The following is a 25,550-nucleotide window of genomic DNA, read 5'->3' as shown; positions in this document are numbered from 1 at the left end:
TTCGAACGTCAATCTAGCCGCGCGTGAATGCCTTGGACAGCACCAATCGGAAGGCTTTACGGAAATCTTATGCCGGGTGCCCGAAGTCGGAATCGAATCCGGGCGCCTGATGGAGCTAGGTTCCCCTCATCGAATACGGATGAGTTCCATGTCTCTTCACGATTTCAGCTTGCGTCATCATGTCCGGAGCCTTCTGCCCGATACGGGGTTGCGCCAGCGGCCCGTTACTGTCGAGGCGAATGCAGATCCCCTGGATGTGCTGCTGCTGCGGCTGAGCGCGGTTCGCCGCCTGCGTGAGCACCATGTCTGGGAGGCTGTCCGCGTCATCCGGGAACTGCCCGGTCTCGCCGTGGACGAGTGGCCGTCGCGTCGGTTCCGCGATCTGATGGCGGCCGATGCCCTGGTCGATGCGGTCATCCACCTGTCGTCTACGACTGAGGCAAAGCTCTGTCTCAGAACACTCAGCAACGAACTCGGGCTTTGGACCTGTGCGCTGCGTTATCAGCCGCCAGGCGCGGGCCGGCTCACGTTCAAGGCGCGGCATGCCGATCTGGCCGCCGCGATCCTCGGCGCCTTCCTGCGTTCCTGCCGCGGCTATCAGCTTGCCATCGCGGCTACCGACCGCGGCCAGTTTCCCACCTGAAGGATATTTCCATGAACATGCACTCGTTGCGCCTCGACGGGGCGATCACGGCGCTCGTCACACCGTTTCGCGACGGCAAGGTCGATGTCGCCGGTCTGATGTCGCTGGTCGAATGGCAGATACGCCACGGCATCTCCGGCATCGTCGCTTGCGGTACCACCGGCGAGGCGCCGACGCTGTCGCGTACCGAGCGGACAATGGTGATCGAGCGCTGCGTCGAGGTCGCCGAGCGGAAGATCCCCGTTATCGCCGGAACCGGCACCAACAGTACCGAGACGACGATCGACCTGACGGCGGAAGCCAAGGCGCTCGGCGCCGATGCGGTGCTCATTGTCGCGCCCTATTACAGCAAGCCGTCGCAGGAGGGGCTCTATCGGCACTTCGAGGCGGTCACCAGGGCGGTCGATTTGCCGGTCATCCTCTACAACGTGCCCGCCCGCACCGGCGTCGATCTGACACCGCGAACGCTCGAGCGGCTGGCGGAGCTTCCCGGCATCGTCGGCATCAAGGATGCGACCGGCGACATCGGCTGGCTTCTTTCGATGTCGGCTGAGCTGAAAAACTGCCTTCGTCCGCTTTCCGGCCATGACCAGACGGCGCTGCCGTTCAATCTTTGCGGCGGACACGGCACCATATCGGTGGCGTCCAATGTCGTTCCGCGGCTGGTGGTGGCGATGCATCAGGCAATCACGACCGGCAATACAGGGGCGGCGCTTGCCATCCATGAACGGATAAGGCCGTTGCTGGTGGCGCTCGAGCGCGAGACCAATCCGGGACCGATCAAATATGCGCTGCACCTGGCGCGGGCCCTCAGCCCCGAACTGCGCTTGCCATTGACGCCGGTTGCGGCGGAAACGGCGGCCGAGATTCGTGCGGCACTCGAGCCGCTCACCGAACTTCCGTCCTCCACCCATATCGGCCGCGGCGTCCGCATCGCGCTCGCGAGCTGAGTTCCCTCAACAATTCCCGTCCTGCCAGCATCCCCTCATTCGTTGAGCTCGGTGCGCGGGACCTTATGTCAAAAAGGAGACAGATCATGTCACGCTTGCCGCATCTTGCCGCTCAGGCCGAACAGCGCCGACGCGCCCAGGGCAACGAAAACATCGAGAACCGCCAGGATAACGACAGCGCGGTTCGCGACGCCTTTCTCGGCATCGGCGTCCGCCTCGGTATCGTTCTCGGCCTTGCCTATGGCATCCAGGCCGCCATTCCGTGGATTGCCGGTTAAGCCTTTTTCCGATCAACGAGGATCATTCCATCATGGACAGTACGCAGCAGATTCGGCGTGGTTTTCGCGCGCGCGCACGTTTCGTCGTTGGCCGCGATAGGCACGGCTGGTGGGTCGTTTCCGACCGCAAGGGCGTCGTTGGCGGCCTCTTCACCAACGAGACGGCGGCGATCCACTTCGCCGTCGAGGCCAGCGATCGGCATCCGGAGGAGGTGTGCCGCGCGCCGGAAGGTGCAGCCATCGATCTCGATACGTTTTCCCGTCCACCGAAGCCGCGCCGTGCCCACTCCTGACAGCGCTTGAGGCCGACATTGCCGACGAACCATTGCCGGACTGTTCGATCGGGAAACCGTCGGGAGGCCCTGGAGAAGGCCGCATTCGCGGTCTCCCATCGAGATTGTTGCTGTTGCTTGCAAAGCAGGTGACGCGGGTCCATTCTTTCGAAGCCATCATGTCCCGGCTGGCTCCGCATTCGCCGTGCCAGCCTGGTTCGTTCGAAGGTTCGTCGTCGATGAACTGCCACGAGTGCGGTTGCGAGATCCAAGGCGGGTTTGCGTTTTGCCCGAATTGCGGTGCCAAGCAGCATAGCCCGTGTCCCGGTTGCGGCGCACTCTGCCCGCCACACTTCTCCTTTTGTCCCACCTGCGGCACCCGGCTTGGAAGCCCGGCACCAATAAAGCCGACGGTTTCGCCACCTGCGACGGCACAGACGCCTCGGGCGCGACCTTCTGGCGGAGAGGAGGCGGGCGCCGACCGCCGCACAGCCACCATTCTCTTTGCCGACCTCTGCGGCTTTACTGGTCTCAGCGAGCAGGTGGATCCGGAAGTCCTCAGGGCTTTCCAGAACGAACTCTTCGAAGAACTGACCGAGGCGGTCGAGGCTTACGGTGGCTTCGTCGACAAATTCATCGGCGACGCGTTGCTGGCCCTCTTCGGCGCGCCGGTGGCGCACGAAGACGACTCCGAGAGAGCGCTTCGTGCTGCGCTCGACATGACCGTTCGGGCAAGGCGGGTCGGCGAACGCTGGCAGCGGCGGATCGGCGAGCCACTGAACCTCCATATCGGGCTCAACACCGGAACCGTCGTGGCGGGGCGTTTGGGCGCTGGCGACGGCAAGGCCTATTCGGTGACCGGCGACGCAGTCAACACGGCGCAGCGGCTGCAAACGCTGGCAGGGCCTGGGGAGATCCTCGTCGGGCCTGTGACCTATCGGTTGACCTGCCACGCCTTTGCCTACGAGGCGCTTGGCGCGATGACGCTGCGCGGCAAAGCGGAAAGCGTCGAGGTCTACAGGCTGACGCAGTCTCTGGAGGCACCGCGCACGGCACGCGGTCTCGAAGCGCTGGGGCTCGGTGCGCCGCTGATCGGACGTGAGGCGGAGATGAAGCGCCTCATTGATTGCCTCGAGCTTGCCTGCGGCGGGACGGCGCAACTGGTGCGTCTGACGGGAGAGGCAGGGCTCGGAAAATCGCGGCTGATCAAAGAATTCCTCGAACGGGTGGCCGCGGATCCGCGCTTTTCGAACGTCGTCGTTCGCCGCGCCGGCAGTTCGTCGCTCGGAGAACCGTCCTATGGCGTTCTCGCGGCGGTGCTGCGCGGTGCCTACGGGATTTCGATGAGCGACAGCCTGCAGCGGACGACAGAGCTACTCGCCGCGGGACTGGCCGAGATCGGATTTGCGCAAGACAAGCTCGAACAGCTCGTACCACTGTTTCTGCGGATCCTGGGCTTGGGTTCCCAGGATGAGCTGTTGCGCCATGTGGAGCCGGAACAGATGCGCCGGCAGCTTTTCGCAGGGGTGAGGGCGATTTTTGAACGACGCCTGTCACGAACGCCCTTACTGCTCGTGATCGAGGATTTGCACTGGGCCGACGCTGCCTCGCTCGAGGCCATATCCTTCGTCCTCGAGCGGACGGAAGGCAGCCCGTTGATGCTGCTGACCACCCAGCGGCCCGACGCCGATGCCGATCAGCTGAAGCCCGGCCATACAAACTTGACGGCGTTGCGCCTCGCACCGCTTTCGGAAGCCGACAGGCGTCGGCTGCTTGCGGCATTCTTCGGTAGGGATGGGCTGCCTCAGGCGCTCGCCGAGCGCATCTTGGCACGGGCCGGGGGCAATCCCCTGTTCATCGAGGAAATCGTGCGCGGCCTGATCGATGTATCCGCCGTGCAGCGGGTCGGCTCGACCTGGCGGGTGTTGGAGCGCGAAGCGGCCGCCGACATTCCGGTGACCATCGAGGCGATACTGCTCGGCCGCGTCGATCGGCTACCGCCGGACGCCCGCCGAATGCTGCACCACGCTGCGATGATCGGGCCGCGATTCGATGCGGATCTGCTGCAAGCGGTTTCGGGGCGGACACCGGTGGATACGATTCTTGATCTGCTCTGCGATGCGGAGATCATCGAAGAAGCCAGGGACGGCGGCGGGTTCCTGGGCACACAGACCTATCGGTTTACCCAGACGTTGCTGCAGGAGGTGGTCTACAACAATCTGCTGCTCAGTCGGCGCACGGACGGGCATGCATTAATCGGCAAGGTGCTGGAGCGCCGGTTCGGCGAGGATACCGACCGGCCCGAGGAAATGGCGCTGCTCGGCCACCATTTCGGCCTCTCCGAACAGAAGGCCAAGGGCGCACATTACCTGGTCGCGGCCGGAGACCGGGCGCGGGCGCTCTATGCCAATGATGATGCCATCCGGCTTTATGAACAGGCGATGGCGGCACTGGCGGCCACCGGCGAACAGGGCCCCGAATGGCTTGCCGCACGCGAACGCGTCGCTGATCTCCTGGGCCCGACCGGCCAGCGTGAGGCGGCGGTTCAGCACTACGGCGCACTGTTGGAGATTTACAGCGCCATGGACGACCGGATTGCCGCGGCACGAATCCGGCGCAAGTTCGGCCATCATCTCTGGGAAACCGGGCGGCGTGACGAGGCGTTGGCTTCCTTCGCGGCAGCCGCCGAGCTGCTCGAAGGCGTGAGCGCGCCGATTGAAGGTGCGCATCTTTCACAGGAATGCGGCCACCTCGCCTTCCGCATGGGAGACTATGCCGGCGCCCTCAAGGCGGCGGACGACGCCCTGGATCGCATTGCGGCATATACGCCGGAGACCCCAGAGACTGAGCGGGAGGCGATGCGGGTCATGGCCGAAGCGCTGAACACCAAGGCCGTGACGCTTGCCCGCCTTGGCCGCAGCGCCGAAGCGATCGGTATCGTCGAGCGAAGCGTCGCGGCAGCGGAAGGCGCGAACCTGTTGAATGCCGCCTGCCGCGGCTATACCAATCTGGCGGTGTTCTACGCGGTCACCGATCCGAGACGTGCGATTGAGGTTTGCCGCTGCGGTTTCGACATGGCAAGGCGTATCGGCGACCTCGGTTTTCAGGCGCGCCTGCTCGCCAACCTTGCCGTCGCCTATTGCACCTTCACCGATCGCTGTGCGCCGGACGGCGTGCCGGCAGCCGAGCGCGCGATTGCGATTGACCGGGAACTCGACCAGCGCGACCACTTGCCGGTGTCGCTGCTGGTGCTCGGCCAGATCCATCAGTGTCATGGCCGGGCAGATGTCGCCCGCGGCCTTTATCAGGAGGCGCTCGACCTTTGCGGAGAAACGCAAGAGGCGCAGCTCCTGTTTCCGTGTTATGATGGCTTGGCGACGCTTTGCCTGGACGCCGGCGATCTCGATGCAGCGGAAAGGTACTTCGCCTTGGCGAGAGACATATGTGCGCAACATGGTCTCGATCCCGAGGCGTTGATGATTTTGCCGTTTCTCGACTGATATTTCCGATCGTCGCCTGGGGCGCGGCGTCCACGTTTTGATTGCTGCGCACAGCTTGCCGGAGAAAAAGCGCCTGCCTTGCCACAAGGCGTACCAGGAGCGTTCCGGCCGGGATGAGGAGATGAAACATGGTTGAGCCGCTGAGTGGACGGCCGTTGCAGCCGGGGGATCGGGCGCCGAATGTGGTGCTCGACGCAATCACGCAGGAAGGTCAGATCGCCCTTGATGATTTTCGCGGCCGCAAACCGGTCCTGGTCGGCCTGTTCCGCGGCCTGCATTGTCCGTTCTGCAGACGGCAGATCGCCGCCATGGCGCAACTCGACGGCGCCTTGCGGGAGCGGGGCATCGAGAGCCTGACGGTGGTCAATACGCCGATCGATCGAGCGCGCCTCTATTTCCGTTATCATCCTGTGCCGAATTTGCTGGCCGCCGCCGATCCCGAACGGGTCTCGCATCGGGCGTTCGGGCTGCCCAACCTCGAATTCACCGAGGACGAGGACGCCTGGCCGTACAAGATCGCCCAGAAGACGATCATGGCGATGAAGGTGAATATGCCGGGCGAATTGCCGGAACCGATGGACCCGATCGCAGCTATGGCCTATCTCGACAAGGCGGAAGGCTACCAGATCACCGAGGCCGACGAACGGATGATGGCGACCGGGGCCGGGCAACTCGTCGGCGAGTTCCTGCTCGATCGTGATGGCGTTGTGCGCTGGAGTTTCACGGAAGTACCGGACGGCGGCCAGAACATGTTCGGAGCCCCGCGTCGCGACGAATTGATGTCCGCCGCCTCCGCCATGGTGCATTAAGGCGTCGACTTTGGCCGTCGACGGCGGTTGGCGGTGATCCTGGAACAAGGCCCCGTCGGTCCGGTGATCGACGGGGTTTTTCGTCGCGATGTTATCGCAAAACCGCTGCGCACTTTTGCGCGACATACTTTAGCCGAGTGAAGCGATCGCCTCGTCGATCAGCGCGACGATCTCCTTTGGATGCGATGCAAGCGAGGCGTGGCTGGCGTCGAGGGTGATGATCTTCTTTGCCTTGATGCGTTCAGCCATCCACTGTTCGGTTTCCGGCGGGATCATGTTGTCGTGGCGCGATACCTGGTACCAGCTCGGCTTTTCCTTCCAGGCCGGGGGGCCGGCCTCGTCTTCAAAGCAACGCCCGGCAATCGGCTTCTGCGTCACCGCCATGACCAGCGCGTCGGTCTCGTTCAAATCCTGGCCGAAGCTCTGGCGGAAGGTGTCTTGCGCCAACCAGAGGAAGCCATCCTTGTCGGGGCGGATACTGGCAGCACCGGAGGGTGGATTACGCCGCGCAAAAATGCTGCCGAGGCTGTCGCCCTCATCCGGCGCGAAGGCCGCGACATAGACGAGGCCAACGACATTGGCTGCATGGCCGGCGCCGCTGATCACCGCGCCGCCATAGGAGTGGCCGACAAGCAGGGTCGGGCCATCAAGCGATTCCGCCAGTTTGCGCGTGCGCTCGATGTCGTCGGCAAGCGAGGTCAGTGGGTTCTGCACTGCAGCGATCCTGTAGCCCTTGGCGTGGAGTGGCGGGATCACGTGACGCCAATGGGAAGCATCGCCCCAGGCGCCGTGTACGAGCAGGATGTTCTTGACGGCAGGCATTGTCCGTTCCTTTCTCATTCAGAGAAGATGTGGTCGGCACGACGTCGCGTTCGCGTATCGAGACGCGAGATGGGTGGCCGGCCGTTGGTCACGGATGCGATTAAAGGTCTGCGGGTGCGATCGGATTGCGAATGCAAACTAGGGCGCGGAACGGGGCGCTTCCATGGCGCAAGACATTAAACTTCGTACAGAATTGGGATGGGTGGAGGGTGTCGCCAACCGGCGCGTCCCGGGACAAACGAAAAGGGCCTCTCGATTTCTCGAAAGGCCCTTGGAATTCGAATGGTGGGCGTGACAAGGATCGAACTTGTGACCCCTACGATGTCAACGTAGTGCTCTCCCGCTGAGCTACACGCCCATCCGATGTCGGCGCATAGACCACAAAACCCGTTGTCGCGTCAATAGGGTTTTCGAAGGTTTTTTGACAGAAATTTCGAAGGCATGTTTTTTCCCATCCGGGGGTCGGTCGCGGCGGCGTGGCGAGGGCCCGGATTTGCGGGATTCCTGCTAAGGCCTTGAAACGAAAAGACCGCCGGAGATCCTTGTGGATCGCGGCGGTCGATCGGAAATCGTCTTGGCTTGTCGCCACAGTGTGCCGCAAGCGGCAGCGACTGTGGAAAACTAGTCGCTTAAGCCGCGGCCAGCATCTTGTTGACCTCGTCGACGAGGTCGCGGAGGTGGAAGGGCTTCGAAAGCACCTTGGCATCTTTCGGCGCCTTGGAGTCGGGATTGAGCGCAACGGCGGCAAAGCCGGTGATGAACATGACCTTGAGGTCCGGATCGAGTTCGGTCGCGCGGCGCGCCAGCTCGATGCCGTCCATCTCGGGCATGACGATGTCGGTGAGGAGAAGCGAGAATGGCTCCTCGCGAAGCCGGTCATAGGCGCTGGCGCCGTTGTCGTAGGACATGACCTTGTAGCCGGCCTTTTCGAGCGCCTTGACCAGGAACCGGCGCATATCGTTGTCGTCTTCGGCAAGAAGGATTTTCGCAGTCATGAATTCGGCCGTGCTTCTCTTTTTTCAGTTTATTGCGCGTAGATTGCGGCGTTTTATCCAAACCCCAACGCGGTAAATATCTCGTGAACGCGGGACGTCAATTCCCCGGGAGCTGTGATTGGTCACTATGGACACAGAGCGGACCAACTGGCAACATGATGACAATTGTAAGAACCGCATATGGTAAAAAAGGGTTCAGATGGGGGAAATTGCGGAGAGGGAACTGTTTGAGGTCCTGGAACCTCCGATCCAGCGCATTCCCTTTGTGTTCAATTCACCGCATAGCGGCCGGTCCTATCCCCAGCGCTTTCTCGATCAGTCGCGGCTCGACGCTGTTTCGATTCGCCGGTCGGAAGACCACTATGTCGATGAGCTGTTCCAGAACGCGACTTTTCTCGGAGCGCCGATGCTGCTGGCGCATTTCCCGCGCGCCTTCCTCGACGTCAACCGTGAGCCCTATGAGCTTGACCCGCGCATGTTCGACGGCCCGCTGCCGCCGCACGCCAATATCAGCTCGATGCGTGTCGCCGGCGGCCTCGGCACGATACCGCGGCTGGTCGCCGAGAACATGGAGATCTACCGCGGACGTTTCCCGGTGGAAGACGCGCTGACGCGGATCGAGACGATCTACAAGCCCTACCATGCCACCCTGCGCAAACTGATCGCGCGCACCCACGTGCAGTTCGGCCTGTCGGTGCTGATCGATTGTCACTCGATGCCCGGGAACGTGCATCTGCCCGGCAGCGCCCAGCGTCCCGACTTCATCATCGGCGACCGCTACGGCACCAGTGCCGCGGGTGAACTGTCGCGCGCCGCCGTCGATCTGTTGCAGCAGCTCGGCTATAGCGTCGTGCGCAACAAGCCCTATGCCGGCGGTTTCATCACCGAGCATTACGGTCGCCCGACACGCGGGCTGCATGCGCTGCAGATCGAAATCAACCGGGCGCTCTATGTGGATGAGACGACGCTGGTGCGCAAGCCCGGCTTCGGCGCGCTGGTCGCAGATCTCACGACCTTCGTCGCGTCGCTTGCCCGCCATGTCGAAGACTACGGCGCCTACCTCCCGCTCGCAGCGGAGTGACTTCAAGATTTTCTGTCGGGGAGCTTCAAAAAAAACCGCGCCAACGGCGCGGTCAAGTCTAGGGAGGAAACACCCAAGGAGGGTATTTACAGTCACAGGTGACTGTACCCAAACCTTAATATTGCACTGCACAAATGTCAAGTTGAAGCAGTGAAGACTTTTGCAGTGCATCAAACGTTTTTCAGTCCAAAGCGGTATCTGAACCGATTGAAACGCTAGAAATCTGAAAACACAGGCGATTTGGTCGCTGCTGCCATCGCATCAGCGCGTTTGCCTTTCGGTAAATTTCGTCTATGCAGGACGAACCTTCCTTCGTCATGCTTCCCTGAGAGAGAGCCATGCTGCCTGACCGCGCCTTCTTCGATCGCCTTGCTGAAGCTGCCAAGGCAGAGACCCTGCCGCGATTCCGGATCGGCACCAGCGTGGTCAACAAGATCGAAGGCGGCTTCGATCCGGTAACGGAAGCGGACCAGTCGGCGGAAGCTGCGATCCGTGCGCTGATCGAGAAGCATTTTCCGGAGCATGGCATCCTTGGCGAAGAGCATGGCAATGTCGGGCTCGACCGCGAATATGTGTGGGTCATCGACCCGATCGACGGCACGCGCGCCTTCATTTCCGGCCTGCCGGTCTGGGGCACGCTGATCGGCCTCTATCGCAATGGCGAAGCGGTCATGGGCCTGATGGATCAGCCGTTCACCGGGGAGCGCTATTTCGCCGATGGTGAGAAGGCGACCTACCGGGGTCCCGGTGGCGAAAAGGTGCTTTCGACCCGTGCATGCAATTCGCTTTCGGATGCGGTGCTGTTCACCACATCGCCGCACCTCTACACCGGCGCGTTCAAGACTCGCTACGAGGCGCTGCAGAGCAAGGTCCGGCTCTTCCGATACGGCTGCGATTGCTACGCCTTCGCGCTGCTCGCCGCCGGCCACATCGACCTGGTGGTCGAATGTGGACTGAAGCCTTACGATGTCGGCGGCCTCATTCCGCTGATCGAGCAGGCTGGCGGCATCATCACCAATTGGCAGGGTGGACCGGCGGAAATGGGTGGTGAAGTCATCGCTGCCGGCAGCGCCGAACTGCATGCTCAGGCGCTGGAAATCCTCAAAGGCTGAGGCCGCCACGCTCCGGCGCTGATTCCGAAGCGAGATGCAAAATCAAACGATTGGCGAGTGTGCCCGCCTGTATCAGGCGGCGCTGTTTTCGCGTTCGTCACCCTCTTCGGGGATGACAAAGGCAAGGATCGCGGCCATCGCCTGGGCGCGATAGCGATCCGCTTCATGCAGCAGTTCGTGGCGGGCGCCATCGATCGGGATCATCTGGGCGGCGCGGAAGTTGCGCGCCAACCACTCGACGGCGAGATGCGGCACCAGACGGTCAGCCGTCGGCGCCAGGATGATCGTCGGCAGGGTGATGCGCGTCAGATGCTCGCGACGGATGACGCGGCGCATGGCGCGGAAGGCCTCGCTCAGCCAGCGCGCGGTGGGCGGGCCAAGCCTCAGTTCCGGATGCGTGTCGGTCAGTGCGATGTTGCGCAGGTAGCGGCGCCGGTCCGCCGTCAGCACGTTGCTTTCGAACGGGCGGTTGCCCTTGTCGGGATGGGCCGGCAGGGTGCCGAGGCCGATGCAGCGCATGAGGGTCGCAATCGCCGCAATGCTGGGCTCGCCGAGCGCCTGTCCGCCAAGGCCGACGAAGGGTGCCAGCACCACCAGCCGGTCGATCCGGCTTGCTAGCATCGGTGCCAGCGACAGGGCAACGAGCGCACCCATGGAATGGGCGACGATCGAGAAGGGCAGGCGCGTATCCGGCAGCACGATCTGTTCGAGGAAGGTGCTGAGGTCGCGTTCATAGTCGGAGAAGTGGTCGACGTAGCCGCGGCCCGGGTGTGGCAGCAGCCGCTCGGAGCCCGCCTGGCCGCGCCAGTCGAAGGTTGCGACCCAAAGACCTGCAGCCGTGAGATCAGCGATCGTCTCGAAATATTTCTCGATCGATTCGTTGCGGCCCTGCAGCAGGACGACCGTGCCGCGCGCAACAGGCTGTTTCGTCCTGAAGATCGCGTAGCGAATCTTGCGACCGCCGACGCCATCGAAGAACCCAGCCACGTAGTTTTCCGGGGTCGGATTGTCCGGTGTCGAGTGGAGGATCGAGGTCATGACGTGGTGACGGCCAAGAGCGGGTTGATCGGTATCATCAAGGGATAGGCGGCAGGGTCTCCGTCGTCAAAGAAAAAAGCCGGAAACGGTGGGTGAAATCCGGACGATCACCGTTTCCGGCTGCTGAAGAGGAAGGGACGTATCACTTCAGCCTGGGAGTTGCCGCCCAGAGTTTTCTTCTAGCCCACCGGGGCTGAACGGAAGCCGAAGCGGCCGTTCATGTCGGGTTCACGGGAAAATCGTAAGCGCTCGCGTCTTGAAGTCGCGAATTTGCCTCCCCAAATCAGGGTCACGGGCGCCGAAGACGGGTCCGTTCACCGGTCTTGCCGCTGCCAGAATGGGGTGGCCGACCAGACATCGCAAACCGTTGCTCCAAGGAGGACACAATGCGTCACTTTGATTTCTCTCCCCTTTACCGTTCCACCGTTGGCTTTGATCGCCTGTTCACGATGCTCGACAGCCTCGGCCAGCCGGGTGAAGCTCAGACCTATCCGCCCTACAACATCGAACGCACCGGCGAAAACGCCTACCGCATCACCATGGCCGTTGCCGGCTTTGACGAGAGCGAGCTTTCGATCGAGGCCCGTGAGCACACGCTGACGGTCAAGGGCGAAAAAGCCGAGGAAAAGGGCGACGAAAGCCAGTTTCTCCATCGCGGCATTGCCAAGCGTGCCTTCGAGCGTCGCTTCCAGCTCGCCGATCACGTGGAGATCAAGTCCGCTTCGCTGAAGAACGGCTTGCTGCACATCGACCTCACCCGCGAGATTCCGGAAGCAGCCAAGCCCCGCCGGATCGAGATTTCGTCCGTTGCCTCGCAGCCGAAGCAGATCGAGGCCCAGACCCTCTAACCGCGAAGACAATCTCCCAAGACAGGCGGCGTCCCCCAGGGGCGCCGCTTTTTTATTGGTTCATTGAAATCACGTAGTTCCGAACGGAGACCGCTTCGGACTTTTCCTGACTTTCTAAAGCGCGTCGCGATCTTTCAGATTCGCTCCTTGCGCTTTAAGTTTTTGATGTTTCGCATGTCGTTGTCGCAAAACCGCTGCGCACTTTTGCGCGACAGGCTTTAGGATCTGGCCGGCGCGGGCACGGCAGACGTCTGCTTCTTGGCGGCATAGCGCTGTGCGATGACGGCGCAGGCCATCAGCTGGATCTGGTGGAACAGCATCACCGGCAGAACGATCGCGCCGATGTTCTGCCCGGCGAAGATGGCGCTCGCCATCGGAACGCCGCTCGCAAGGCTCTTCTTCGAGCCGCAGAAGGTGATGGCGATCTCATCCGCCTTGTCGAAGCCGAGCAGGCGGCTGCCGAACATGGTGACGGCAAGCACGAGCGACAGCATGACGATTTCGATGACGACGAGAACGCCGAGATCTGCCAGCGAATAGGTCTGCCAAAGGCCCGATGTCACCGCCTGGCTGAAGGCGAGATAGACGACCATCAGGATCGAACCGCGATCGACGGGCGCCAAGAGGCCCTTGCGCGCCCGGATCCAGTTGCCGATCAAGGGCTGCAACAGCTGGCCGATGACGAAGGGTGCAAGCAATTGCAGCAGGATCTGCTTCAGCGCGTCGAGCGTGACGCTGCCGTGGCCGCCGGCGGTAAACAGCAGCCCGACCAAAAGCGGCGTCAGAAACATGCCGAAGATGTTGGACGCAGACGCCGAGCAGATCGCGGCCGGCACGTTGCCGCCGGCCATCGAGGTGAAGGCGATCGACGACTGCACCGTCGAGGGCAGCACGCAGAGGAAGAGGATGCCGGTGTAGAGCGACTGCGGAAGGATCGAGGTCGGGACGAAGTCGATTGCAAGACCGATCAGCGGGAAGAGCACGAAGGTGGAGGCGAGGATCGTCAGGTGCAGCCGCCAGTGCAGGATGCCGGCGATCACCACGTCGCGCGAGAGGCGGGCGCCGTGCAGGAAGAAGACCATGCCGACCGCCACCTTGGTCGCCAATCCGAACCAGGCGGTCGCCTCACCATGGATCGGCAGGACGGATGCCAATAGCAGCGTCGCCAGAAGCAGGATGGTGAAGGTATCGGGAAGGTAGCGGCGCATATCCGGTCACTTGCTGGTGATGAAACGTCTTGCCGGGATCACTCATTATGAAGCAGGATGCAAGGAATAACAGTTATCGCGATTTGGGATGAGCCATGCTGGATCTCGTGCAGTTGCGCAGCTTCGTCGCGCTCGAACAGATGGGCAGTTTCACGCAGGCGGCGGAGAAACTGTCGCTTGGGCAATCGACCGTCAGCCAGCATATTCAACGGCTTGAGGCCTCGCTCGGGCGAACCCTGGTCGCCCGCGATACCCACCGCGTGTCGCTGACGGCGGATGGGCTGGCACTGCTTGCCCATGCGCGTTCGATGCTGGCGATCGACGGCGAGGTTCGGGCGCTTTTTGCCGAAAGCAGTCTGCGTGGTCGCCTGCGGCTTGGTGTTTCCGAGGATTTCGTCATGAGCCGGTTGCCGGCGGTTCTCGAAGATTTCGTCCGGGCGCATCCGTCGGTCGATCTCGAACTCACCGTGGCGCTCAGCGGCGTGCTTTACCAGATGCAGGACAACGGCGAGATCGACCTCGTGCTCGCCAAGCGCAGGCTCGGCGACGTGAGAGGCGAGCTCGTCTATCGCGAGCCGCTCGTCTGGCTCGCCCGCGACCCTGAAAGGATCAGGCGTGACAAGGTACTGCCGCTGATCGCCTTCCCGCCGCCGAGCATCACCCGCAGCGTCGCGCTCGAAGTGCTCGACCGGCATCGCCTACCATGGCGCATCGTCTGTACCTGCGGCAGCCTCAGCGGGCTGACGGCGGCCGCGCGCGCCGGAATGGGCGTGCTCGTGCAGCCGCGCAGCATGGTGCCGCAGGGGTTGAAGGAGATACCCGCCGGCGCCCTGCCGCCGCTTGAAGACGTCGAGTTCGTGCTGGTGCCGAGCAAGGGCGTCGACCGCAAGCTGAGTGCAGCACTTTCGGCCGAGATCCTCTCCAATGTGAGGACGCTGCAGGGACAGGCTTGATACGGGGGATCACCCCGCTCAGGTGGCGGGATGGTCGTCCGGACGGAAAAGCGTTCGCCGTTTTCCTGGTACTGCTTCAGCAGGCGGCGACGAACCGGTCGACATCGTCGGCCTTCGTCGCGAAGCTGGTCACGAGGCGGTAGAGACCCTGATCCGGCGCAAGACTTCCATCGAGGTCGTGGGGCACGGGCCAGTCGTAGAAGACGGCGCCATCCTGCCTGAGCTTCGTGGCCACGTCTTTCCTGATGATGGGGAAAACCTCGTTGGCGTCCGCCTGCCAGGCGAGGCGGCTCGTCTTCGAGGCGGCAATGCCCTCGGCGAGGCGTGCGGCCATCGCGTTGGCATGGCGCGCGAGGTTCAGCCAGAGATCGCCGGCGAAGTAGGCGTCGAACTGTGCGGAGACGAAACGCGACTTGGAGAAGAGTTGGGCCGAGCGCTTGCGCAGGAAGTGCATTTCGTGCGCCTTCGAGAGATCAAAGAGCACCAGCGCTTCGGCGCACCAGCAGCCGTTCTTGGTGCCGCCGAAGGAGACGAGATCGACACCGCGCTTCCAGGTCATTTCAGCGGGCGTTGCGCCAAGGCCGACGAGCGCATTGGCGAAGCGGGCACCGTCCATATGCAGTGGCAACTTATGCGCCTTGGCAACGGCAGCGATCGCCTCGATCTCCGCAAGCGAATAGACCGTGCCGCTTTCCGTTGCCTGCGTCAGCGAGACCGCCGTCGGCTGGCCGCCGTGGACATTGTCGAGCGGAAAGCGCCGAATCTCGGCTTCGAGGCGCGCGGCCTCCATCTTGCCGCGGGGGCCGTCGACAGGCTTCAGCCTGGCGCCGTGCGAGAAGAATTCCGGCGCGCCGCATTCATCGGCGATGACATGCGCTTCGCGATGGCAGAAGGCGATGCCGCCTGCGCGGTTGGCTGTCGCAAGTGCCAGCGAATTGGCGGCCGTTCCGGTGCCGACGAAGAAGACTGCGACATCCTTTTCGAAGATTTCCGCGAACTTCTTCTCCACCTTCCGGTCGAGGTCGCTGGTGCCATAGGCGGACGCATATCCGCCTGCATGCGCCATCAGGCTTTCGGCAATCGCGGGATGGGCGCCAGCCCAGTTGTCAGACGAAAAAATCATCACATTCCACCCTGTATTACAGTCTTTTCGACGGATTTGGCCGACCTTAGCCGAGTTCTCGGCCGGATCAATCACGGTCAGCGGCCGAAAGGCCAACTGGAGACCAGTTTGAAACCAAAAGGAAGAAAACGCCGGAAAGCCGTAATTAAATTATAAAAGCCGGAAACTTCCGGCAACGTTCGGCAAAATCTTCTCTATTATTTGCTCATATGCCTCTTGCGGAGGGGGGTAGTTTCTGGCATAGAGCACATGAAATAGGACAGGTTTGCTGTCCTATTTCGGTCTAGGGACCGGAACAATCGCCGCGAGTGCCTAAAAAAATGGCACCCGGCGTGCGAAGCGGGGGGATTTGCCGGATTTCATCCGGTTGTTATCGCCTGCCGTCAGGATGGTCGCAGACATCAGTGCCTGATGATGCCGTGCTTATTTGCGACCTGATCAGGATCATGAGACGATAGTGCCCCGGCTTTTTGGCGTGCCTTTGCGCGCAACGAAGAGCCATGCGCGGGCGGTGCCATGCCCGGCAGTGCCGGGTTTAACAGGAGGGAAAACGATGACGGATCATTCGCCATCACAGCAATCTGGGCTCAACCTCGCACACAGCGTTGCGACGGCTGAAAAAACGCCCGCATTCCCGACTGGCCTGCCGCGAAAACAGGGTCTCTACGATCCGCGCAACGAACATGACGCCTGCGGCGTCGGTTTCGTCGCGCATATGAAGGGTCAGAAGTCGCACAAGATCGTCCGCGACGGCCTGTTCATGCTCGAAAACCTGACGCACCGCGGTGCCGTCGGCGCCGATCCGCTGATGGGCGACGGCGCGGGCATTCTCGTGCAGATTCCCGACCGCTTCTTCCGCGAGGAGATGGCCAAGCAGGGCATCACTTTGCCGAAGGCGGGCGAATATGCCGTCGGTCACATCTTCATGCCGCAGGACGATGCGCTCGTCGAACACTTCAAGCAGGTGATCAAAGACGTCGTCGTCGAAGAGGGCCAGGTGCTCATCGGCTACCGCGACGTGCCGGTCGACAATTCCTCGCTCTCGAAGGCGCCCGAGATTGCCGCGACCGAGCCGCGCCATGTCCAGATCTTCATCGGTGCCGGCCGCGACGCCGCCACGAACCCCGAGTTCGAGCGTCGTCTCTTCACTCTGCGCAAGGTGATCTCCAACCGCATCTATGACGAATACAAGGGCGAGGAGAGCAATTTCTACCCGGTATCGCTGTCGTCCTCGACGATCGTCTACAAGGGCATGTTCCTCGCCTATCAGGTCGGCGCCTATTACAAGGACCTGTCCGATCCGCGGTTTGAGAGCGCGGTGGCGCTCGTGCACCAGCGCTTCTCGACCAACACCTTCCCGTCGTGGAAGCTCGCGCATCCCTACCGCATGGTCGCGCATAACGGCGAAATCAACACGCTGCGCGGCAACGTCAACTGGATGGCGGCGCGCCAGGCGTCGGTTTCTTCGCCGCTCTTCGGCGAGGATATCTCCAAGCTCTGGCCGATCTCCTATGAAGGCCAGTCGGACACCGCCTGTTTCGACAACGCGCTCGAGTTCCTGGTGCAGGGCGGCTACTCGCTGTCGCATGCTGTCATGATGCTGATCCCGGAAGCCTGGGCCGGCAACCAGCTGATGTCGCCCGAGCGCAAGGCTTTCTACGAATACCATGCGGCGCTGATGGAGCCGTGGGACGGACCGGCGGCAGTCGCCTTCACCGATGGCCGCCAGATCGGCGCGACGCTCGACCGCAACGGCCTGCGTCCGGCCCGCTACATCGTCACCTCTGATGATCGCGTCATCCTTGCTTCGGAATCCGGCGTGCTGCCGGTCGACGAGGACAAGATCGTCAAGAAGTGGCGCCTGCAGCCGGGCAAGATGCTGCTGATCGATATGGAGCAGGGCCGCATCATCTCCGACGAGGAGGTGAAGTCCTCGCTCGCCCAGAAGCACCCCTATAGCAAGTGGCTTGAAGACACCCAGCTCATCCTCGAAGAGCTGAAGCCGGTGGAGCCGCGCGCGCTGCGTCGCGACGTCTCGCTCATCGACCGCCAGCAGGCCTTCGGCTACACGCTCGAAGACACCAAGATCCTGATGTCGCCGATGGCGACGACCGGCCAGGAGGCGATCGGCTCGATGGGCACCGATACGCCGATCTCGGCGATGTCGGACAAGCGCAAGCTGCTCTATACCTATTTCAAGCAGAACTTCGCGCAGGTTACCAACCCGCCGATCGACCCGATCCGCGAAGAGCTGGTGATGAGCCTCGTCTCCTTCATCGGACCGCGCCCGAACATCCTCGATCACGAGGGCATGGCCCATGCCAAGCGGCTCGAGGTGCGCCAGCCGATCCTGACCAATGGCGATCTCGAAAAGATCCGCTCGATCGGTCACACCGAGGATCGCTTCGACACCAAGACGCTCGACTTCACCTATGACATTTCGCGCGGTGCCGAAGGCATGCCCGATATGCTCGACCGTCTCTGCGAACGCGCGGAAGCGGCGGTGAAGGGCGGCTACAACATCATCGTGCTGTCGGACCGCCAGGTCGGTCCGGACCGCGTGGCGATCCCGGCATTGCTTGCGACCGCCGCCGTGCACCACCACCTGATCCGCAAGGGCCTGCGCACCTCGGTCGGCATCGTGCTCGAATCCGGCGAACCACGCGAAGTGCACCACTTCTGCCTGCTCGCCGGCTACGGCGCCGAGGCGATCAACCCCTATCTCGCCTTCGATACGCTGATCGACATGCACAAGCGCGGCGAGTTCCCGAAGGAGGTCGATGCGAGCGAGGTCGTCTATCGCTACATCAAGGCCGTCGGCAAGGGCATCCTCAAGGTCATGTCCAAGATGGGCATTTCGACCTACCAGTCCTATTGCGGCGCGCAGATCTTCGACGCCGTCGGTCTGTCGTCGAAGCTGGTCAACCAGTTCTTCTTCGGCACGGCGACGACGATCGAAGGCATCGGCCTCGAAGAGATCGCGGCCGAGACCGTCGCCCGCCACAAGGCGGCGTTCGGTGCCGACCCGGTTCTTGCCAACACGCTCGACATCGGCGGCGAATATGCCTTCCGCATGCGCGGTGAAAGCCACGCCTGGACCCCGGACGCGATCGCATCTCTGCAGCATGCCGTGCGCGGCAATGCGCAGGACCGCTATCGCGAATTCTCCGAGATGGTGAACAACTCGGCGCTGCGCATGAACACCATTCGCGGCCTGTTCACGGTGAAGAGCGCCGAGGCTCTCGGCCGCAAGCCGATCTCGGTCGACGAGGTCGAGCCGGCTACCGACATCGTCAAGCGCTTCTCGACCGGTGCCATGTCCTTCGGCTCGATCAGCCGCGAGGCGCACACGACGCTGGCAATCGCCATGAACCGGATCGGCGGCAAGTCGAATACCGGCGAGGGCGGTGAGGAAAGCGACCGTTACCTGCCGCTGCCGGACGGTTCGATGAACCCCGAGCGTTCGGCGATCAAGCAGATCGCCTCCGGGCGCTTCGGCGTGACCACGGAGTACCTGGTCAATGCCGACATGCTGCAGATCAAGGTGGCGCAAGGCGCCAAGCCCGGCGAAGGCGGCCAGCTGCCCGGCCACAAGGTCGATGCGACAGTTGCCAAGACCCGTCACTCGACGCCTGGCGTCGGCCTGATCTCGCCGCCGCCGCACCACGACATCTATTCGATCGAAGATCTGGCGCAGCTGATCTACGATCTGAAGAACGTCAATCCGGAAGCGGACGTCTCGGTCAAGCTCGTCTCGGAAGTCGGCGTCGGCACGGTTGCCGCTGGTGTCGCCAAGGCGCGCGCCGACCACATCACCGTCGCCGGCTTCGATGGCGGCACCGGCGCCTCGCCGCTGACCTCGCTGAAGCACGCCGGCAGCCCCTGGGAAATCGGCCTTGCCGAGACCCAGCAGACGCTGGTGCTGAACGGCCTGCGCTCGCGCGTCGCCCTTCAGGTCGACGGCGGTCTCAAGACCGGCCGTGACGTCATCATCGGGGCGCTGCTCGGTGCCGACGAGTTCGGCTTCGCCACCGCGCCGCTGATTGCCGCCGGCTGCATCATGATGCGCAAGTGCCATCTCAACACCTGTCCCGTCGGTGTCGCCACCCAGGACCCGGTTCTGCGCAAGCGCTTCAAGGGCACGGCCGAGCACGTCATCAACTACTTCTTCTTCGTCGCCGAGGAAGTGCGCGAGATCCTGGCTTCGCTTGGTGTGCGCAAGCTTGACGAGATCATCGGTGCCTCCGAGCTGCTCGAAAAGGACGGTGCGCTTGCCCACTGGAAGGCGAACGGCCTCGACTTCTCGAAGATCTTCCACAAGGTGGAAGCCGCCAAGGAAGAGACCTACTGGACCACACGCCAGAAGCACCCGATCGACGACATTCTCGACCGCAAGCTGATCGAGGAAGCCAAGGTCGCGCTCGAAACCAAGGCGCCGGTCAAGATCGAAGCTGCGATCAAGAACGTCGACCGCTCGGCCGGTGCGATGCTCGCCGGTGCGCTTGCCAAGCGCTGGGGCCACAAGGGCCTGAAGGACGACACCATCCACGTGACCCTGAGGGGCACGGCCGGCCAGTCCTTCGCCGCGTTCCTGGCACGCGGCATCACCTTCGACCTGGTGGGCGACGGCAACGACTATGTCGGCAAGGGTCTTTCGGGCGGACGCATCATCGTCCGGCCGCCGGAAAACGCGACGATCGTTCCGCAGGAATCGATCATCGTCGGCAACACCGTGCTTTATGGCGCGATCTCGGGCGAGTGCTACTTCAACGGCGTTGCCGGCGAGCGCTTCGCCGTGCGCAACTCCGGTGCGGTCGCGGTCGTCGAGGGCGTGGGTGACCATGGCTGCGAATACATGACCGGCGGCGTCGTCGTCGTTCTCGGCACGACGGGCCGCAACTTCGCGGCCGGCATGTCCGGCGGCGTTGCCTATGTGCTGGACGAGGAAGGCGATTTCGCCCGTCGTTGCAACATGGCGATGGTCGAGTTGCAGCCGGTTCCGGAAGAGGACGACATGCTCGAGAAGCTGCATCACCACGGCGGCGACATCATGCACAAGGGCATGGTCGACGTCTCCGGCGACATGACGCGTCACGATGAAGAGCGGCTCTATCAGCTGATATCCAACCACCTTCACCACACGGGTTCGCCCCGGGCGAAGGAGATTCTCGATCACTGGACGGATTACCGGCCGAAATTCCGCAAGGTCATGCCGGTCGAATACCGCCGTGCGCTCGAGGATATGGAACGCATGAAAATGGCAGAGGCGGCTGAATAGGAGGCCCCGGTGACCAAGGCTCCCGGTTCATCACAGACTGGTTCGGGGGTCCCTCACGCGCGCTTGTCAAAAGCGCCTGTTCAGACGCAAAGCTTTCAGGATAGTACGATGGGTAAGGTAACTGGATTTCTCGAGATCGACCGGCAAGTGGCAAAGTACCAGCCGGCATCCGACCGCATTCGCCATTTCCGTGAATTCACCATTCCGATGTCAGAACCGGAAGTGCAGAAGCAGGCTGCTCGCTGCATGGACTGTGGCATCCCCTATTGCCATGGGCCGACCGGCTGCCCGGTGCACAACCAGATCCCGGACTGGAACGACCTCGTCTACAACGGCAACTGGGATGAGGCGATCCGCAACCTGCATTCGACCAACAACTTCCCGGAATTCACCGGCCGCGTCTGCCCGGCGCCGTGCGAGGAAGCCTGCACGCTGAACCTCGAAGACACGCCGGTGGCGATCAAGACGATCGAACAGGCGATCGCCGACAAGGCCTATGAGATGGGCTACATCGTGCCGCAGCCGGCCGTCACCAAGACCGGCAAGAAGGTCGCGGTCATCGGCTCAGGCCCAGCCGGCATGGCGGCAGGCCAGCAGCTTGCCCGCGCGGGCCACGAAGTTCACGTCTACGAGCGCGAGACCAAGGCCGGCGGCCTGCTGCGCTACGGCATTCCGGACTTCAAGATGGAGAAGAACTTCATCGACCGCCGCGTCGAACAGATGAAGGGCGAAGGCGTCACCTTCCACTGCGGCATCAATGTCGGCGTTGACGTGCCGATGCAGCGCCTGCTCGACGACCACGATGCCGTGCTTTATTGCGGCGGTTCGGAGACGCCGCGTGACGCGGGCATCCCCGGTGTCGAATTCGCCGGCGTGCATGATGCGATGCCCTATCTCGTGCAGCAGAACCGCCGCGTCGGCCGCGAGAACATCGACAGCGTCGGCTGGCCGTCGCAGCCGATCCTTGCCGGCGGCAAGCACATCGTGGTCGTCGGCGGTGGCGATACCGCGTCGGACTGCGTCGGCACTGCCTTCCGCCAGGGCGCAGTCAAGGTGACCCAGCTCGACATCCGACCGCAGCCACCGGAGAAGGAAGACAAGCTTGCCGTCTGGCCGTTCTGGGCAACGAAGATGCGCACCTCGTCCAGCCAGGCCGAAGGGGCTATCCGCGAGTTCCAGGTGGCGACGCTCGAATTCATCGGCGACGAGGATGGCAACCTCACCGGCGTGAAGTGCTGCCAGGTGGACGATCGCCGCAAGCCGGTCGCCGGCACGGAGTTCATCATCAAGGCGGATCTTGCCTTCATCGCCATCGGCTTCCGCGGTCCGTTTACCAGCAGCGTGCTCAAGGATCTCGGCGACAAGCTGACGCTCAACACCGACCGCCGCGGCTCGACCAACGTGGTTGCCAACGAGCGCGACTACAAGACCTCGGTCGAGAAGCTCTGGACCGCGGGCGACGTGCGTCGCGGCCAGTCTCTGGTCGTCTGGGCGATCCGCGAAGGCCGCCAGGCGGCGCGTGCGATCGACGAGGCGCTGATGGGCTCAACCACCCTGCCGCGATAAACGGTTTACTCCCAAGCATGAAAAAAGCCCCGCAGAGATGCGGGGCTTTTTTGTGGGCTGTTGCCGGAGGCCCGACAGCCTTGGGCCGCGGCTGGTTCTAGATCATTTCATTGTTTCGTCGAAACGGTGAAATGATCTAAGTCTCTGAAATAGCGCAATTCCGGACGGAAAACCGCTTCACACTTTTCCTGGAATTGCTCTTAAGCGCGTCGCGATCTTTCAGATTCGCTCCTTGCGCTTTAAGTTTTTGATATATCGCATACCGCAAAACCGCTGCGCACTTTTGCGCAACAGGCTTTAGTTGCGGATCACCGGATTGCTGATGACAGTGCTTGGCTTCGACAGGCGGAAGTCGTCGACGCGGCCGGTCGGTGCGGCGGCGATATCGCCCTTGTCGACCAAAAGGTCGCGCGGGCTCTTGCCATTGCCCTTGTCCGGGGCGGCGTTGCCAAGCAGGGACCCCGCGCCATCCAGCGCCGGATCGGTCAAGCCGATCGGCTGGGTCTTGACGATATCCTCGTTGCCGAGCGGCGCCGTCACCACCAGGTCCTTGAGTTCGCCCGCCCCGGGCACGTTCTTGTCCGTCGCGGCGGCATCGCCGAGCAACCGGCGAATGTCCTTCTCGACGTAGAAAGCCAGCTTGCGCTTGCCGGCCTTGGTGAGGTTGATGCCATCGGCGCCGCGCAGACGAACCTGCTGGCCGTTGATGTCGGAGCCGGTCAGGACGAATTTGCCGCCCTCGTCGACGAAGCCATCCCAGATGTCGACGAACTGGCCACCGACCTTCTCGATCTCCTCGCGATAAATGCCGTTGAAGGTCACCATGTCGGCGGTCATTGCGGCGGACTGGAACGGCGGCATGCCGACCCACAGAACCGGCAGCTTCTCCTTGCGGGCAAGGGCCGCCAGCGCATTGACGCGCTTGCGATACTCCTCGGTCCAGAGATCGCTGCGGAACTTCTCCTTGACGTCGCCCATCTGCATCTGCTGCCGATCGTTGGCGCCGAGGCTGATGATGATCACGGATGGCTTTAACTCGCCGACGTAGCCGGGAAGCGTGCCCGGCCAGTTGAAGTAGTCTTCGCGCACCAGGCCGGACGAGCCATTCGCCCGTGTCTCGACGGCGATGCCGGGCGTCATCTCGAAGGCGGTCTTCAGGCCGTCGCCGAGGCTGCCGGCCATGAAGTCGCCGACGACCAGAACCTTCTTGGCGTCGGGCGCTTTCTCCACCACCACCGGCGCGACTGCCGGTGCATCGGCGATCTTCGGCTTCTGCTTCTGTTGCCCCTGGCCCTTCTGGCGCTGCTGTTGCTGCTGGCGTTGGCGTTTCGGGCGCGGCTGCTCAGGGAAATAGGTGCGGTCTTCGTAGACCGGCCGCTCGCGCGACAAGCCGCCGAAGAGCATCTGGAACAGGGTGCGCCGCTGGGCGCGCTCCTGCGCCTCGGCAAAGCTTGCAAAGAGGCTGACGGCGACCATCGCCATTGCGGCGATGCAGATCGTCGCAATCCCGAAGGGCGTTCGGCGCGGTTGGTTGCGGCGCTTGCTCGTCATCTGCTCTTCTGCCCCGTTGATCGCGTGTTCGCCGGTTTTCAACCGCCCTCACGTTTCAGTGCGCCGCACGGGGTGCAGCGCGCTACTCGTCATTTATCTCACGGATGTGGCGATCGTGAAACCGTTTCGAGCCGCTAGTTGCGAAGGGCGCGCAGCAGCATCTGGGTCGGCTCTCCGTCCGGCGCCAGGCCGTTCTTCGACTGGAACGCCTGGATCGCGGCCTTCGAGCCGGAACCGAAATTGCCGTCGACTTCGCCGCTGTAGTAGCCGAGCTCCTTCAGGCGGTTCTGCAGTTCGAACTTTTCGCTGATGTCGAGCGATCCGTCCGGACGCGGCCAGCGCTGCTGCATGCCCTGATAGCCGGCGATCTGGTCGGCAAGAAGGCCGACGCCGAGAGCGTAGCTGTCGGAGGCGTTGTAGCGCTTGATGACGAAGAAGTTCTTGGTCATCAGGAAGCCGGGACCCTCGCCACCGCTCGGCAGCTTGAGTTCGGCGCGTATGCTGCCGTTGCGGAAGCCCTTGCCGTTGGGTCGGCCGAAGCCGAGCGACGCCCATTCGGCGAGCGTCTTCGTCTGGCCGGAATATTTCGCGGCATTTGCCGGCGGCGCGACTTCGTAGCCCCAGGTTTCGCCCGGCTGCCAGCCGTTCTTCTTCAAAAGGTTGGCGGCGGTCGCCAGCGCATCGGGCACCGAGTTCCAGATGTCGCGGTGACCGTTGCCGTCGGCGTCAACCGCATAGAGCAGGTAGCTCGTCGGGATGAACTGGGTGTGGCCCATGGCGCCCGCCCAGGACCCGGTCAGCTCGCGCGGCGTGATGTCGCCGCTCTGGAGGATCTTCAGCGCGGCGATCAGCTGCTTCTTGGCGTAGTTCGAGCGCTTCGGATCGGCATAGGCAAGGGTGGCGAGCGCGCGCGGCACATAGTGCAGGCGGTCATCCTTCTCGAGCACGGCGCCGTAGTTGGATTCCATCGACCAGATCGCCAGCAGGATGGTCTTGTCGACGCCGAAGTGCTTTTCCAGCGCGTTCAGCGTGCGGGCGTGCTTCGTCGCCATCTCCTGGCCGACGCGCTTGGTGTACGGGTTCACGCGGGAATCGATGTATTCCCAGATCTTGTGCTTGAACTCCGGCTGGTAGTTCGCCTTCTCGATCACCGTCTGGTCAGGCGACTTCACGCCGGCGAAGGCCTGGCGATAGGTCGACTTGCTGATGCCGGCCTTGGCGGCCGTCGTGTAGAATTCGTTGATCCAGTTCTGGAATCCGGCATCGGCGCGCGCGGGCGCGGTGCCGAGTGTTGCGGCGGATAGGACGAGGGCGGCTGCGATATGACGGAAAAACGTCCTGCGGTTTCTGATCATCAGCTGTCGGTTCCGTTTCTCTGCGGGGGCTTCGGCCGTCATGGCCCGAATCACTCCGCAAGGTGGCAGTCTGGGGCCAGCCTCGACGGTGGGGGCAGTCGTCGGCGGCTCCTGTTTCGGATCCGGCCGCGATTGTTGCATTGCCGGATTGCAACGAATCTACAGAAA

The 25,550-nt window shown here is 62.8% G+C and carries 18 protein-coding genes, 1 tRNA gene and 1 pseudogene; 12 read left to right on the top strand and 8 right to left on the bottom strand.

Annotation, left to right across the window (positions count from 1 at the left end):
* The first annotated feature begins 148 nt into the window (after positions 1-148).
* The 6 genes from AC070A_RS17565 (at position 149) to AC070A_RS17540 (ending at position 6,452) form a co-directional block, all read left to right on the top strand.
* Positions 149-643 carry a hypothetical protein gene (locus AC070A_RS17565; RefSeq protein WP_058325235.1) on the top strand — a complete coding sequence of 165 codons (495 nt, stop codon included), beginning with the start codon at positions 149-151 and terminating at the stop codon, positions 641-643.
* Positions 644-654: 11 nt separating this feature from the next.
* Positions 655-1,593: a 4-hydroxy-tetrahydrodipicolinate synthase gene (dapA, locus tag AC070A_RS17560; protein WP_113132257.1), complete on the top strand. Its 939-nt coding sequence runs from the start codon at positions 655-657 to the stop codon at positions 1,591-1,593.
* 86 nt (positions 1,594-1,679) lie between these two features.
* The gene (locus AC070A_RS17555) at positions 1,680-1,871 is read left to right on the top strand and encodes a hypothetical protein (protein ID WP_058325233.1); all 192 of its coding nucleotides are present in this window, start codon (positions 1,680-1,682) and stop codon (positions 1,869-1,871) included.
* 32 nt (positions 1,872-1,903) lie between these two features.
* Positions 1,904-2,164, top strand: coding sequence for a hypothetical protein (locus AC070A_RS17550; RefSeq protein WP_112996746.1), 261 nt, complete (start codon positions 1,904-1,906; stop codon positions 2,162-2,164).
* A gap of 218 nt (positions 2,165-2,382) precedes the next feature.
* Positions 2,383-5,643 carry an adenylate/guanylate cyclase domain-containing protein gene (locus AC070A_RS17545; RefSeq protein ID WP_112996777.1) on the top strand — a complete coding sequence of 1,087 codons (3,261 nt, stop codon included), beginning with the start codon at positions 2,383-2,385 and terminating at the stop codon, positions 5,641-5,643.
* 128 nt (positions 5,644-5,771) lie between these two features.
* A complete protein-coding gene (locus AC070A_RS17540; protein WP_058325920.1) occupies positions 5,772-6,452 on the top strand; it encodes a peroxiredoxin-like family protein in 681 nt (226 codons plus the stop codon).
* A 129-nt stretch (positions 6,453-6,581) separates the two neighbouring features.
* Here the strand turns inward: AC070A_RS17540 and AC070A_RS17535 are convergent, their stop codons facing one another.
* The 3 genes from AC070A_RS17535 to cpdR1 all read right to left on the bottom strand — a co-directional run bounded on the left by AC070A_RS17535 (position 6,582) and on the right by cpdR1 (position 8,269).
* Positions 6,582-7,274 carry an alpha/beta fold hydrolase gene (locus tag AC070A_RS17535; protein WP_057254621.1) on the bottom strand — a complete coding sequence of 231 codons (693 nt, stop codon included), beginning with the start codon at positions 7,272-7,274 and terminating at the stop codon, positions 6,582-6,584.
* Between the two features lie 283 nt (positions 7,275-7,557).
* Positions 7,558-7,632, bottom strand: a tRNA-Val gene (locus tag AC070A_RS17530).
* A gap of 271 nt (positions 7,633-7,903) precedes the next feature.
* Positions 7,904-8,269 (bottom strand): response regulator CpdR1, encoded by a 366-nt coding sequence (gene cpdR1 / locus AC070A_RS17525; protein ID WP_034786813.1) that lies wholly within the window; start codon positions 8,267-8,269, stop codon positions 7,904-7,906.
* Between the two features lie 199 nt (positions 8,270-8,468).
* Here cpdR1 and AC070A_RS17520 point away from each other — a divergent pair, with 199 nt between their 5' ends.
* Together AC070A_RS17520 and hisN are read left to right on the top strand one after the other, a co-directional pair.
* Positions 8,469-9,350 (top strand): N-formylglutamate amidohydrolase, encoded by an 882-nt coding sequence (locus tag AC070A_RS17520; protein WP_112996745.1) that lies wholly within the window; start codon positions 8,469-8,471, stop codon positions 9,348-9,350.
* Positions 9,351-9,688: 338 nt separating this feature from the next.
* Entirely contained in the window at positions 9,689-10,462 is a 774-nt protein-coding gene (gene hisN, locus AC070A_RS17515) for a histidinol-phosphatase (protein ID WP_112996744.1), read from the top strand.
* A gap of 72 nt (positions 10,463-10,534) precedes the next feature.
* Here hisN and AC070A_RS17510 read toward each other — a convergent pair whose 3' ends face one another.
* Positions 10,535-11,500: an alpha/beta fold hydrolase gene (locus tag AC070A_RS17510; protein ID WP_057254624.1), complete on the bottom strand. Its 966-nt coding sequence runs from the start codon at positions 11,498-11,500 to the stop codon at positions 10,535-10,537.
* 386 nt (positions 11,501-11,886) lie between these two features.
* Here AC070A_RS17510 and AC070A_RS17505 point away from each other — a divergent pair, with 386 nt between their 5' ends.
* The gene (locus AC070A_RS17505) at positions 11,887-12,348 is read left to right on the top strand and encodes an Hsp20 family protein (RefSeq protein ID WP_057254625.1); all 462 of its coding nucleotides are present in this window, start codon (positions 11,887-11,889) and stop codon (positions 12,346-12,348) included.
* Between the two features lie 218 nt (positions 12,349-12,566).
* Here the strand turns inward: AC070A_RS17505 and AC070A_RS17500 are convergent, their stop codons facing one another.
* Complete coding sequence (locus AC070A_RS17500) at positions 12,567-13,556, bottom strand: bile acid:sodium symporter family protein (protein WP_112996743.1); 990 nt, start codon at positions 13,554-13,556, stop codon at positions 12,567-12,569.
* 95 nt (positions 13,557-13,651) lie between these two features.
* Here AC070A_RS17500 and AC070A_RS17495 point away from each other — a divergent pair, with 95 nt between their 5' ends.
* On the top strand, positions 13,652-14,509 hold the full coding sequence (locus AC070A_RS17495) for a LysR substrate-binding domain-containing protein (protein ID WP_112996742.1): 858 nt from the start codon (positions 13,652-13,654) through the stop codon (positions 14,507-14,509).
* A 76-nt stretch (positions 14,510-14,585) separates the two neighbouring features.
* Here AC070A_RS17495 and AC070A_RS17490 read toward each other — a convergent pair whose 3' ends face one another.
* The gene (locus AC070A_RS17490) at positions 14,586-15,632 is read right to left on the bottom strand and encodes a threonine aldolase family protein (RefSeq protein ID WP_112996741.1); all 1,047 of its coding nucleotides are present in this window, start codon (positions 15,630-15,632) and stop codon (positions 14,586-14,588) included.
* A gap of 637 nt (positions 15,633-16,269) precedes the next feature.
* Between AC070A_RS17490 and gltB the strand changes: the two are divergent.
* Together gltB and AC070A_RS17480 are read left to right on the top strand one after the other, a co-directional pair.
* Positions 16,270-20,910: pseudogene (gene gltB / locus AC070A_RS17485) on the top strand (glutamate synthase large subunit); the annotation flags it as partial.
* Positions 20,911-21,018: 108 nt separating this feature from the next.
* Entirely contained in the window at positions 21,019-22,476 is a 1,458-nt protein-coding gene (locus AC070A_RS17480; protein ID WP_058325223.1) for a glutamate synthase subunit beta, read from the top strand.
* A gap of 297 nt (positions 22,477-22,773) precedes the next feature.
* Here AC070A_RS17480 and AC070A_RS17475 read toward each other — a convergent pair whose 3' ends face one another.
* Positions 22,774-24,027, bottom strand: coding sequence for an SGNH/GDSL hydrolase family protein (locus AC070A_RS17475; RefSeq protein ID WP_058325319.1), 1,254 nt, complete (start codon positions 24,025-24,027; stop codon positions 22,774-22,776).
* 134 nt (positions 24,028-24,161) lie between these two features.
* A complete protein-coding gene (locus AC070A_RS17470; RefSeq protein ID WP_058325318.1) occupies positions 24,162-25,382 on the bottom strand; it encodes a lytic murein transglycosylase in 1,221 nt (406 codons plus the stop codon).
* Between the last annotated feature and the right edge of the window lie 168 nt (positions 25,383-25,550).

The sequence above is a fragment of the Ensifer sp. GW101-20A05 genome (assembly GCF_059424735.1).
The sequence above is the reverse complement of the archived record's forward strand: the minus strand, read 5'-3'. Positions and strand labels throughout refer to the sequence as shown.